Source organism: Pontibacter rufus (genome assembly GCF_015694705.1).
GTDB classification, from domain to species: domain Bacteria; phylum Bacteroidota; class Bacteroidia; order Cytophagales; family Hymenobacteraceae; genus Pontibacter; species Pontibacter rufus.
This window is the reverse complement of record NZ_JADQDR010000001.1, coordinates 964,583-978,028: the sequence shown is the minus strand read 5'-3', so window position 1 is coordinate 978,028 and position 13,446 is coordinate 964,583. Positions and strand designations below refer to the sequence as shown.

7 protein-coding genes and 1 pseudogene are annotated in these 13,446 nt (G+C 38.1%); 1 reads left to right on the top strand and 7 read right to left on the bottom strand.

Annotated elements, in window-relative coordinates:
• Positions 1-505: 505 nt before the first annotated feature.
• Complete coding sequence (locus I2I11_RS04480) at positions 506-2,998, bottom strand: T9SS type A sorting domain-containing protein (RefSeq protein WP_196266427.1); 2,493 nt, start codon at positions 2,996-2,998, stop codon at positions 506-508.
• Between the two features lie 1,182 nt (positions 2,999-4,180).
• Here I2I11_RS04480 and I2I11_RS21650 point away from each other — a divergent pair.
• Positions 4,181-4,460: pseudogene (locus I2I11_RS21650) on the top strand (transposase); the annotation flags it as partial.
• Positions 4,461-5,471: 1,011 nt separating this feature from the next.
• Here I2I11_RS21650 and I2I11_RS04470 read toward each other — a convergent pair.
• The 6 genes from I2I11_RS04470 to I2I11_RS04445 form a co-directional block, all read right to left on the bottom strand.
• Positions 5,472-6,572, bottom strand: a complete 1,101-nt coding sequence (locus tag I2I11_RS04470; RefSeq protein WP_196266426.1) for a glycosyltransferase — start codon at positions 6,570-6,572, stop codon at positions 5,472-5,474.
• Positions 6,573-6,589: 17 nt separating this feature from the next.
• The gene (locus I2I11_RS04465) at positions 6,590-7,852 is read right to left on the bottom strand and encodes an O-antigen ligase family protein (protein WP_196266425.1); all 1,263 of its coding nucleotides are present in this window, start codon (positions 7,850-7,852) and stop codon (positions 6,590-6,592) included.
• Between the two features lie 433 nt (positions 7,853-8,285).
• Positions 8,286-9,410 (bottom strand): glycosyltransferase family 4 protein, encoded by a 1,125-nt coding sequence (locus I2I11_RS04460; RefSeq protein ID WP_196266424.1) that lies wholly within the window; start codon positions 9,408-9,410, stop codon positions 8,286-8,288.
• A 229-nt stretch (positions 9,411-9,639) separates the two neighbouring features.
• Entirely contained in the window at positions 9,640-10,533 is an 894-nt protein-coding gene (locus tag I2I11_RS04455) for a glycosyltransferase family 2 protein (protein WP_196266423.1), read from the bottom strand.
• Between the two features lie 351 nt (positions 10,534-10,884).
• Complete coding sequence (locus tag I2I11_RS04450) at positions 10,885-11,880, bottom strand: glycosyltransferase family 2 protein (protein ID WP_196266422.1); 996 nt, start codon at positions 11,878-11,880, stop codon at positions 10,885-10,887.
• A gap of 29 nt (positions 11,881-11,909) precedes the next feature.
• Positions 11,910-13,370 carry a lipopolysaccharide biosynthesis protein gene (locus tag I2I11_RS04445; RefSeq protein ID WP_196266421.1) on the bottom strand — a complete coding sequence of 487 codons (1,461 nt, stop codon included), beginning with the start codon at positions 13,368-13,370 and terminating at the stop codon, positions 11,910-11,912.
• Positions 13,371-13,446 lie beyond the last annotated feature (76 nt).

Below are 13,446 nucleotides of genomic sequence, written 5' to 3'. Positions count from 1 at the left end.
AGGGGTATTTACACTTGCTGAATTAAAAATTTCACTCTTTACACCAGGTTTGGATTCTCAATTCAAAACTTTTTTCTTATTATCCGAAACATTTCTCTTTTAAAGCAGGTATAAAACTGTAAAAGCAATTACTCCCGGATAATTGTAATTAATACTTTTCATTAGAGAGTAATGATATAACTATGCCATTAAGCTACTCCCAATATAATGTACTAAGGATTAGTTGATTACGATTAATACAGCTAGCCTAATATGTAGAAAAGCCAGGCGCTTCCTGTGTAGAAACTCAACAATGTGAGGAATTTCTACACAGGAAGCGCCTGGCTTTTCGCCTTTATCCGCTACGGCTTTGACATTTACTCCCTCTAATATTACTCATCTACGACAAGTTATAAAGCCAAAACAGGCAGAAAAAAACAAGGCAGACGAATTCGTTTGCCTTGTTTTTTTCTGCCTGTTTTAAGATGCCTTCCGCCTAAGATGGCCAATAGTCATTCCTGCTTATTTAGTCTATAACGACACGCTTCGTCATATGGCCGGCAGAAGAGTTTACTGAAAGTATATACATGCCTGCTTTTATGTTATTTACATCAAGCTCCGCCTTACGTCCTTCAGTAGCTGTGTTTACTTCCCTGGCCAGCACTACCTTGCCATTCAGGTCATGTAATTCAACAGTTGCTTTACCTTCACCTGCCTGCTGCCCTAACTCCACATACAGCACGGTTGTAGCAGGAACCGGGTAAACTGTCAAAGCGTCGGCTGAAAGGCTGTTACCCTCTGTTATGCTGCTGCTCACAGCTAATTTACTGATAGTTGAGGCGTCTGTGATGTTACTGTTGTTTACTACGGAGAAGCTAATTTTAACAGAAGAAACGACAGAACCCGTTGCCTTGGAGCCAGTGTAAGAGGTTGCTTTGAGGGTATAATTCCCCAGGGCAGGTGTCCAGGCATAATAGTCGCTGTTCAAGTCACCGAATAATGCGAAAGGCGCTCCCGACTCTACCTTGTTTATGCTCTTCATCCCACTTAGCGAGAACACAACACTTCTCATATCCGGACCTGCATTGTAACGGATGTTCAGGTTTTTGGTCGGCAGGGCGGCCAGGTTTATGGTTGCGCCGTTTGCCAGCATCAGAATATCTTCATCCGTATCGGCATTAATCAAGGTCAAGCTATTCTCCTGGACAACCGGAGCAGGTGCTGACTCTGGCTCTGGTGCCGGCGCAGGCTCTGGTGCTGGTATTGTATTATTCACCACCTCGAAGTTGATGGAGAGGGAGGCGCCGGCTGTACCGGTTGCTTTAGAGCCGGAGTATGGTGTAGCTTTAAGCGTGTAGTTGCCTACTGCTGGTGTCCAGCTGCCGTTATCTCCCATCAAATCATAAGGTGCTAATGACTCTGTAGCATTCTTGCTCTGCGCACCACCTACGGAGAATTGAACACTGCCTACTTTTGTGTTGGTGTTGGCACGGATATTCAGGCTCGTTGTTGGCAATTCTGCCAGGTTCAGTATAGCGCCATTTGCCAGCGTCTGTAGCTCTTTGCCTGTCTTGGCATCAAACAAGGTGTAGCTTACTACCTGCTCTGGTGCAGGCGCCGCTGCAGGAGCCGGTGCCGCTACTGGCTCTGGCGCCGGCGCAGGCTCTGGTGCTGGTATTGTATTATTCACCACCTCGAAGTTGATGGAGAGGGAGGCGCCGGCTGTACCGGTTGCTTTAGAGCCGGAGTATGGTGTAGCTTTAAGCGTGTAGTTGCCTACTGCTGGTGTCCAGCTGCCGTTATCTCCCATCAAATCATAAGGTGCTAATGACTCTGTAGCATTCTTGCTCTGCGCACCACCTACGGAGAATTGAACACTGCCTACTTTTGTGTTGGTGTTGGCACGGATATTCAGGCTCGTTGTTGGCAATTCTGCCAGGTTCAGTATAGCGCCATTTGCCAGCGTCTGTAGCTCTTTGCCTGTCTTGGCATCAAACAAGGTGTAGCTTACTACCTGCTCTGGTGCAGGCGCCGCTGCAGGAGCCGGTGCCGCTACTGGCTCTGGTGCCGGCGCAGGCTCTGGTGCTGGAGCCGTAGATGTTGTTTCGGCAAGTGCCTTCACAACGGCCGCCGCATACTTCACCATCAGCGCATCATAGGAGGCATAGTCTGTCACCAGGCCCCTGGCCCAGCCATTTATACCATTTACCCGGCTCAGGTTTGCGCTTTTATCCCCTGATTCCCACCAGTAAAAACCTTTGGCCTTGTAGCCGTTGTAAGAGTAAGTGGAAAGAAGCTTAACGTACTTGGCAAACACCTCAGTCTGGATCAATTCAGATCCATAAGTTGTGTTGGTATCGTGAATTCTGCCCCACAGGAAAGGGTACACCGGCTTGTTGAGTCTTTTGCCGTAGTCCAGCGCCACATCCATATTGTCCTTTATAAACTGCAGGTTGCGCTCATGCCCCACCTCTTCATCTGCAAACTGTATGTACACTGAAGGAGCCAGGAAGTCCACCAGAGATAGCAGTTCGTCATACTTCCTATCCGGGTTGTAGTAGCCGATGGTCTTTTTGCTCCACCCTCTGAAAGGTATAGCATAGATGCCTATCTCTACGTTCGGGCGCACGGCTCTAACAATGCTGATGAGTTTGCGCCATTCCCCTTCAGCATACTTGTAGCGGCTGTCGGTTTTAGGATAGCTCCGCAGAGCTTTGAATACATCATGTTCTTCCCAGTTAAGCACCAGTTTGCCACCGCTGTTAGGATCTTTAAACAACTTCTGCAATGTCTCCCGCACCTTGCCCTCGTCTACCCTGCTGTGGTTCCAGTCCTGCTGTATAGAACCAGGGCCAAAATAATTTGTGACCACAATGTTTTTGCTCTGGAAGTAATCCAGTGCCTTTGGCCCGAAGCGCCAGTTCATCACATACATCTCAAACGAGGAGCCGGCCACCTGGCCGAAGGACTGCAGGGATAAAAGCAATAAAGCAAACAGGAAAAGTAAATTTCTTTTCATTCTTTTTGTTGATAATGTTTTTGAATTATTTATGATGGAGTGGCAGATAGTTGCCAGCTGTTTCTTTTTTATAGATCCGTTCTGACGGAAAGAGCTTCCCCTGCCGCCGGAGATTGAAACTACATTCATAATCTTCTCAACCTCATTGTCCTGGCTTTCAATGGCCGCACCTGTAACCGGAAGCAGTTCACTGCAGCACCGGCTATTACAGCAGTGACCCATTTCATTTGCATTAACAAGGGAGAACCAAGCATCGGCTAAAAGTTGATTTCTCATAATTGTTATAATTTTATTAAGTGTATTATTTATTACGATTCAAAGCTATGCAAAAAAAATATACCCGCAATAGCAATATGCAATATTATTTGAAAATTTATATAACTTGTTTAAATATCATACGTAATCGTTTCTTTTCCTTAAAAAAATAGCTCTCACTATTCTACTAAAATAACAATTATATAACAAACTAAGAATCTATATACCAGATTAAAACCTTATCACAACAGCTTCAAAGAGGCATTCCTAGTGATTACATCATAGCACGACAGGCACAATGCTGCATTAAATCCAAACTTGGCATATGTGATTCAGATTTATAAAGCAGCAGAAAAATAAAACTAAATAATTTTTAGTGCAAGTATTTAACCTTCTTAAAGAGCCACGCTACATAGATATACAATAGAAATAGTTATATACAGATCAATATTTTATACATTTTTATATACTGTTAAAGTTATAATATCAAGCAGCTGAAATAAAAGCATAATTAAAAGAATACGCACCTACTATAGTGCATCTCAAGAAAGGACACCAGATTAAATGTGGACTCTTTAACTTGTTATTGTATGTAAAAGCGGCACTCCTGTTCAGCCGAGTTAAAAGCCTAAGTTGAGATGCATCAATAACTATGGGCCAAGGATCTGTTTAACTTAGCAAATCAGGAGAAAGGGAGGCCAGTTACATTTAGCCTTTGCTAGTACAATGCGGACTTCAAAGAGGAGATACTGCAGATGATGTTTAAGGCGGTCAGGTCAGTGAGGTGGCCCATTGCATAGGGCAGCGCCCATCTGTCACAAGTCCGGAGAAAACAAAGGGGATGAGCACCGGAATACCAGGCACTGCACAGGAAAAGGCTGCACACTTGGACCATATAAAGGGCAATACGCTGGGAACATCTTCAGAAGGATGCTGGAACTGGAGGAGAATTGGGGCAGAAAGGACAACAAGTGATAGAGAACTGACAGCGAAACTGGAAGAGGCCCTCAATATACTTTGAGTATACAGAGCAGATTAGGAAACTCTTTTACACGAGCAATGCTATTGAAGGCGTTTACTGCCGGGTCAGAAAGGTGACCAAAACCAAGGGAGCTTTTCCCCCGGATATGGCCGTGCTGAAGCTAATTTATCTCTCCCAACAGTGTAAAGGGGTATACCCCTGAGTAACTTGAGCCAGACGGCCTAGCAACTGGCCATCTGGTTTGACGAAAGAACGCAGTCAGACTCGAAGTGAAATTTAACAAAGGGGAAGAGATAACGCAGTTTAAATTACAATCCTTTTATTTCTACTCCCCTATTTTTACTATTACAATTTTCGACACACCTCACTTTTTGGTATGGAGGGAAAATCATAGAGTAGCTTTGTGCCTAGTACCTGCCAACAGATAGCAGGCTTTCCCCTTTAGGTATAATATTTTTAAGATGGCGTAATACCCTTGCTGGCATCCTAAACCCTGTTGGGTGTATATCAGTATCGATGGAAAGAAAGGGAATTGACTTTGTAGAAAGACTATAGAGAAGTATAAATAATGGATAACGCCACCTTTATCTTGGTGGCCCCGGGACTTGTCAGCGGCTCAATAAGCGATTGGGCAGCATTACTTGCTATAAAACTAAATGCGACTCTATAAATTGTTGGAATATAAAGCTCCTGAAAGTTCCTGTACGCTACCAGCTTGGCTCAGTAAATTCAAATAAATCTTTCCTTATCCTGGAGCTTAAATAAACTTATTTCTTCTCTGTCCGATCATCAGCAAAATGCTGTAGCAAAAATTTCGTCCGGGATGTGCCTAATCCCGGACGAAACTTTTGCTACAGCATTTATATGAAAGATTAGCAGTTGGTAATTGAATGAATCGTGAAATTGACCAAGGTTACTGCCAAAGCAAGGGAGTAGAATACTCAAATCGGCATGAATATAAAGGGAAGTGCTTGTGAGCTATGCTATTACTAGGAGTATTAGACATGAATCTTTTACCTTAAGATACCTAAGGAACTCTCAGGGGTTTAGATTACAGCAAATATTCAATCGAGAATATGAGCCTTAAAAGCTGCTGGGTTCTTCGCAGGCTCAAACATTGCACCCATCAACAAATAGTACGCCTTTATAAGATCAAGGCAATTTTATTCCGGGCCATTTCGCTGCTGGATTCGACACGACTATGAAAATGTGTAACAGGCAGACAGTTAAATCAGGCTATAATGAAGTATTAATGTTGTTCATGTATTGCTTTACAAGATGATCCCACTCAAAGAGTTTAGCTTTCTTTGTTGTATTCATACTTATTCTCTTATATTGAGATAATGTTAAATCTACTTTCTCTTTTAATTCATCCAATGATTCATGATCACAAGAATACCCAACTTCTCCCTCTTCAAAATAACCATCTATACCATCTCCTCTTGTATATATTATTGGTAACTTTTGTGATAGTGCTTCTATGTAGACTACTCCAAAAGTTTCTGAATAAGAAAGAAGCACAAATATATCATTTTTGCGATATATTTGTAAAAGCTCATTTGAATCCTTTACTTCACCAATATAGTTTACAGAGTTACCGTTATTTATAGACCTTGAAATCTCATCAAAATCAAGCTCAAGGCTGTTCTTCCCAACTATGGTTAGATTGTACCTTCTGTCATCAAATTTTTGGATAAAGTCGATTAGCAGATCAAGCCTCTTCCGCTTTATAATCTGTCCAACAAAGAGAATATTTACCGTTTCAAATGTTGCTTTCTCTAGCTTCCCTTCATTTAAGTTTTTTATCCAGAAATTATCTATACCATTAGGTAGCAAGAAGAATTTTTTGTTTACTAATTCTGGATACAAATTCTTTATTCGCTGTTCATGCGATGGAGACACTAGAAACACCATACTGGCATTTGTGAGTATCTTTTTAGCAATGGACCTAAAAACAGAACTTCTAGCTATAAAGTAATCAACGTCAGTGCTTCTAACTGATACTACAAATTCTTTCTTTATTATGCGGCTTAAGAGATAGGCAGGTATACCATCACTTATTAAGGTATGACCATGTATATAGTCGGCATCCCTATTTAATTTCTTTTTATAAATTAAATATAAAACTCTAAATACCTTTGTAAAAAAAACCTTTTTATCAATCCCGGAGAACACATAATCTATGTCCATACCTTCAATATGATTTTCTTTGAAATGCTTATAAACGGGTATTAAAAATTTATCCTGCCTATACTTAATAATCTCTTTAAAAAAATTATAATGTATTTTGTTAGATAGAAAGTAGCTATTAATATGTAAAGCTTTCTTCTGATCCATAAATTTATTGGTTTTAATTAAACAAGTTGTTTTGTTATACTTTTTGAGGTTACATATAATTCTATCTGTTTCTGCTTCACAGATGAATAAGTTATACTCCATATGATAACGGACAAATACCAGAATTCCGCATTACTAAAGATTGCCTGGGAGAACATAGCGTAAATTAAATATTGCAGAAAGAGAACTCCTGCCCATGCATTTTGATTAGACGCAGAAATCAGCTTATATGAAATCCGCAAGCATTGAAATACCCACGATATAAAAATCAGACCACCAATAACACCAGTTGCCATAAAAGCTTCAAGAAAAATATTATGCGGGTAGAATCCATTACCTACCCCACCTTGAAGTAAAAAAGCACTGCCGAATATAGGTGAATCTAAGAACTGATTATAAGCCTCAGCATATAAAACATCCCTTCCAGAAGAATTGCCGGTTTTAATGGTAGCTAAAACCCTAGTAATAAAGCTTCCACCAAACCCTGAAAGAAACTCAATAATTTGATTGCTAAAGATTATTAAAGGTACAGTTAACAGCAAGATGAACAATAATCCTTTGAATAAACCTGTGTTATTAACCTGAAAAAACAATAAACATACTATCAAAGCTACCAAAGGACTTCTACTACCCGCTAAATACATAATAAAGAGGCCAAAGAAGAAGCAAGCGACATAGAATAGTTTCTTATAAAACTCTCCGCTCTTATTGAACAAGAACATAGATAATAAAGAGAATGTAACACCATAATGTCCGTAAGATATGGTATTCATTGCAGAGCTTCCACTATATTGGCCCTGATGCGCAACCTCCTCTTCAAGGGGGTTTGATAAGTTTAATAGAAGAGAGAAAAGTAAGGCTATTAATAATAAATTGAAAAAATATTTAAGCACCCATTGATAATCAACATTGTCTGCATATCTGATAGCACCGGCAGGGAGTAAACATACACCTACTGCATTTAATAAATAGTCAAGAGTACTCGGAAAGACAGTAGCTCTAATACCAACATAGTAAAGATCGTAGATAATTCGAAAAACATAGATTACCCAGAAAGCAATAAATAGCACCCATTGCCAAGCAGGAATAGTATTATGTCCCTTCCATATTATTCCTCTAATTAAGATGTATAATGACCACAGAAGTACTAATCCTCTAAACGGCACTGTAATCATTCTACTATTTGTTCCCACCAGTCCTGGCAGTAAGCTCATTATTATATAGCCTACCAGAAGTACTAAAATATACAAGCCATTAAATCGATTAAATCTGTAAATCATAAAAACATGTAGATATGTAAATCATTTATCTGGAAATGATTTACTATTTAATAACGTGAATTCGAGAATAAATCATAAAATTATCATTTCCCAACCTTGCCAGCTCAATAGCAATTAATTGAATCTTAGATTAAGGAGAAATCAAATTCCAAAATTGATTTAACGAAAATATGTATACTTGATTTTAACCTTTATAGAAGTATAATTTTCTTTAAATTTAAAGTATAATCTTAATTTAATTCCTGAGTTCATTTTAATTAATAAGTATTTGTCCTTTCCTGTTAGCCTCTCCCAAAACTTCCAAATATCTACTTGAATTAATACTCCATGAATGTATGGTATCTATATGCATAATTAAGCAATGCCCCACTTTCTAAGGTCTAAAAGTACAATAAATAAAAACTAATAAGTCATATGTTAACCATTGCTACGGTTAGTGGTTCTTTATGATGCTTATTAGGGTGCTTACATTTTCTTTAACAGAAAACTTATAAGAATTTTCTTTCGCAAACTGCCCCATTTCAAGCCATTTGCTTTTATCCGTTATAGACAGGTTAAATGCATCTTCGTAGCTTTTGGTGGTTGAGCTATCCACCAGCCAGCCATTGACACTGTTAATAATCATTTCAGAAGGCCCACCCAATTTATAAGCTATAACAGGCTTTCCTGCCCCCATTGCTTCGGCTATGGTTATACCAAAAGGTTCTACATTTCTACGTCCATTGATAACGACATCAACACTCGAATAAAATTCGGACATGCTACTGATTTCGCCTAAAAAATGGATTTGTTTGCTTAATAATGGCCCAGCTTTTTCCTTGACTCTTTGCGCATAATCTGAATCCAACGGCCCACCTGCAACTAATAAGTGCCCCCCATAAGCAGAAACTTTAGAGTTAACAAAGGCCTCCACTACTAAATCCTGTGCTTTATCTTCATGCATCCTTGCTGCAATACCATACACCGGAGTTCCTGCACTTAATTTTAGTTGATTTCTAAAAATTGGGGCGCTTTTACTTACACGCTTCTCATCAAATCCAGGATATACAACATATCTGCATTGCACACCTAATGTGCTTTTTGTAAAATGGCTGTTTGCAACCTGAATTATATTGTATTTTCTACAGAAATAATTATAGTAATTTTTTGAAAAGGATGTTCTCGCCACGTTTGGCAAATGCCACAAGGCCTTGGCTTTTAATCTATTAGATAATTTACCAACCAAGTGTATAAAAACTGGTCTTTGATAAATTATTGCATCGTATTTAATTGCATCGTCTATTTGTTTCTCGAGTATACGGCTATATTTAGATCCGAAAAATAAGGTCTGAAATATAGAAAACAGTATTTTTAGAATTGCGCCACCATAAGAAGCTTCTAAAGCCGGGATCCTATAAGTTATGTTACACAAACTTGTATATTCATCTACTCTTAATCCATCACCTAGTATAACAGCATCAACTACAATATCTCTATTTTTTAGTTCTTCTATAAACTGCTTTTCGCAGGTAAATACGCCCCCTCCATCATTACTGTTAACAACTCTTAATACTCTCATTTAATTAAAATTATAAAAAGCAAACTCTCTAAAATTAGTTAATTTAAATTGCAGTCTTATTTCATAAAGTTCATCGAACAGTATTTAAACCATTTAGTTTTGTACCTCTTGGCATGAACTTGTGAAATCTACTAGGTCAAACACGATTCCATATTGGAAATGAATTCAGAATCTCTAAAATAAAGAAGCTCATCTGCCACCCTGATTTAAAACTTTAAAGAACGTTTCTCTATCTCAGCCTTTCACCACCAAACATTAATCTAAAGAACTCAAAGAAATAGAGTTTAAATAAATAAATATTTATTAAAACAACCTTAGCTTTTTCTATCTTAGAAAGTTTCATTTTAGTTGTAAAAAGGCGATACGTTTTATGAAAGAAAGAGATGTAGAAAAGGAAAGGCAGGTAAGAAACATTTTTTAAAATGTTCTGCCGGTTCAAATCAAATTTTAGTACCCCACCCAGTTCTCTTAACTTCTTATTTTTTAATGCTTTAAATGTACTTCTGGCGGGGTGATCAATTTTAACATCTTTTGCAAATATCAAATTATACCCAAAGGAGTTTGCTCTCCTGTTCCATCGAATATCTTCTCCTGACTTTTTACTACAATCGAACTTACCAACCTTATCAAACAGCTCCTTTTTCACAAATAAATTAGCAGTTACTGCACCTTTATTTACTTCAACCATTCTTTTCTGATTGAATCCATATGCGACCTCATAAAGTTCTACCCAGGTTCTATTAGAATCGTCCTGGTAAAACAATTCGATATCTCCCCCAATTCTATCTATATTGCCCTTTTCTAAAATCTTCACAGCATTTTCAATCCAATTCGGATGAGGTATACAATCGGAATCAGTAAAACCGTATATATCTCCTTTCGCTAAATCTATACCTTTATTTCGTGCTGCATATGATCCTGGCTTGCCTTCACTCAAAATGACAAAATTCCTGGGCAAATAATATTGGTCAGGCACAAGATCATTAGAATCATTATTCACAATGATCACCTCATAAAGTTCTTTCGGATATGTTTGTTTATCCAATGCCTGTATACACAGCTGTAGCCTTTCCCAATCGTGGTATGTCGGTACTATTATAGATATGAAAGGTTTAGACGTCATAAAAATTATTTAAAAGGTATTGGGAAGTAAATATTATAGGAAATTCTCATATCAATGCATCACTTAAGCCATTAACTCTGCCAGATAGTAACACGGAGAAAAATTTAAAGCTTTGATGAAGTGCGCATTAATTTTGCAAATTTACTTTATAGAAGAACTGCCTATTACTATCAGAATTAAATAAAGCTAATTCTTAATTTAAATATTTGGCCTTCTTTTGTTTATCCAATAGATGTGTTATAATCTACATTATACACTTCGCTCAGGATACAGGACGGAAGGGTAAATCTCACAATTATATCTTAGTATATACCTGAGGATACATGATAACTAATCATACCACTTATTATATTAATTAATTAGTAAAGAGATATTTTTAAAGAAGAAGAATTGAAACTCAATTGACTTAACAATTAAATTGGAGCGTCCAAATTTTCTTTTACTGCTATTTTTTAAAAAGTCTGTAAATAATCTCATTTTATCCAGCAAGCTGACTTCTTCAAAATCGTTATTCCTGATTTGCTCTTTAAAATAGGGCATGTTAAATTCACTTATCAGGAGCAAATGATAATATAGATACAGGGAAATATCCCGCTTGTAATTTGGTTGAAGAAGCTTATTTTCAAACAAGAAATTATAAATTCTGGATCTTAAATTATATCTGTTCATAATCAGTTCCAAAGCCTTCGTGTTATTGGTAGTTCGGGAAACTGAATCAGGTTGCGTATAAACAATCGTCTGAATCTGATGAGTAATAATTACTTTTGCTTTAAACTTCAGCAATTTAAATAGCAGGTTATACTCCTGGGATGAGGTAAGTTCTTCGTCCCAACCCTCGTGTTTAAGAAGCAGCTCTTTTTTCCACAAATTTGAGCTGGTAATACCCAACCTTGAATTAATTAACCCAGTCCAGGGATCATCTTCGGCAACCATATTCTGCGTTATAATCCTGCCATTTAGATCTTTGACTTTACGGTAATCGTCTATAACCACATCAGGGTTAAGAGACATTACTATTTCTAACTGCTTTTCTATTTTCTGAGGAAGCAGTTCGTCGTCGGCATCCAGAAACTGGATCCACTGGCCCTGCGCCCTCTTCAGCCCATTATTCCGGGCGGCACAAGCGCCTTTCTTTTTTTCGGAAAAGACTGCGATTGTTTCAGGATGCTCCCGCTCATACTGTCTCAGAACATTAATCGTATTATCTGTAGAGTTATTATCTATTAACAGTAATTCTATGTTCGGGTGAGTCTGCTCTAAAACACTGCGTATTGCTCTGCCAACCAGTTTTTCACAATTGTAGCAGGGAATTATTACTGTTACTAAAATTATATTATTGCCTTGCATCGGTGCCTATTCAATTCTGATCTACTATTTTAAAGTAAAGCCACTTTCTTCTTCCTGCTCTCTCTGAACTCATGGATTTGCATCATGATCTCAGTTTTCATCATCAACCAAATAACAGCAACGTAGCTTAAAGACAATACTATTGCACAAAGAATATAATGTAACCCTATATCATAAAGTAAAGAGGTTATAAGTAAAGATACCGCCGTTGCCGTTAATGGCGCTTTCATGCTCGTGAACAAATCTACAAATGAAACATTTACTAATCTTTTCAGGAAATATTGTGCAATAAATACTTCCAATACTTTATTGAAAACATATGCCCATGCTGCTCCTACAATCCCGAACTGATAAATTCCAAGTGTAATTGTTGGCACGTATAAAACAGACTTTATAAGCTGTACTCTCATTCCTAATTTTGCATGACCCAGCCCCCTGATTAAGGTCAGATGGCTGTTAGCCAGTAAATGTATCATAACTGATAAAGCCAGTATTCTTAAAGGCAATATAGAGTCTACCCATTTTGCTCCATAAATATACATGATAAATGGCTCTCCGAGCACAATTAAAAAAACCATCATCGGGTAAATAGCAATACTATTATACTTTACAACCTTTAGATAATAGCTTCTCAAAGAAATAAGGTCATCCTGTTTTTGCCCGTATATAGGATACATCACCTTATTAATAAGATATGTAAACTGGTCCCTGAATGTATCTGTAAACACAAATGCCAAAGTGTATGCCCCCAGAGCCGCTGCACTTAGCAGTTTACCGATTAACAAATAATCTATGTTAGAAACTAAAGTATTGATGAAGTTGGTGCCGGTAGTATAAACACCAAAGCCAAAAACATCCTGAAATGCCTGCTTTTCCCAAATTAACTTTGGCGTCCATTTTGTCGCTCTGAAATATAGAGGCATGGCTACCAAGAATGTAGCTACGGAGTTAAATACCAAGGCCCAAACACCGGCCCCCAAAAAAGCTAGACTTAGTGCTAATACGCCAGAAAAGACGGTAGATGCATTGCTAATGAAGGCCAGCTTTTTAAAGTCCATCCATTTGGTTAGCTGTGCCCGATGTACCAGATTTACAGGGCTGGATAAAACACCAATACTTAGCACCGGAATAATGCTGCGGAGCATTGGTTCTTTATAGAAAATAGCTGCCAGTGGCGAAACAATAAAAGCTATTATTAAATAAATTCCTATCGACCATACAACCCCGGTCCAAAAAGCTGTGTGGTAATGAGCCTCTCTTAAATTTTCTTCTTTTCGCTGAACAAGGGCAGCCCCAATTCCTAAATCGTTAAACACTTGGATAAAACTGGTAAAAACGACAGCCATCCCTACTAGACCAAATTGTTCAGGAAACAATAACTTGGCTAATACCAGTTTAATAGCAAAGCCAAAGAATTTATTTACTCCCAGCTGAACAAAATTCCAGAAAATGCCACTTATTGCTTTTCCCTTAAGCTTTTGAGATTTCATTAAATATTAATCACACAGAAAAGATTACAAAGGGTAGCATTTATAAGAACATGAGTTAGCACAGCTATTCTGCACG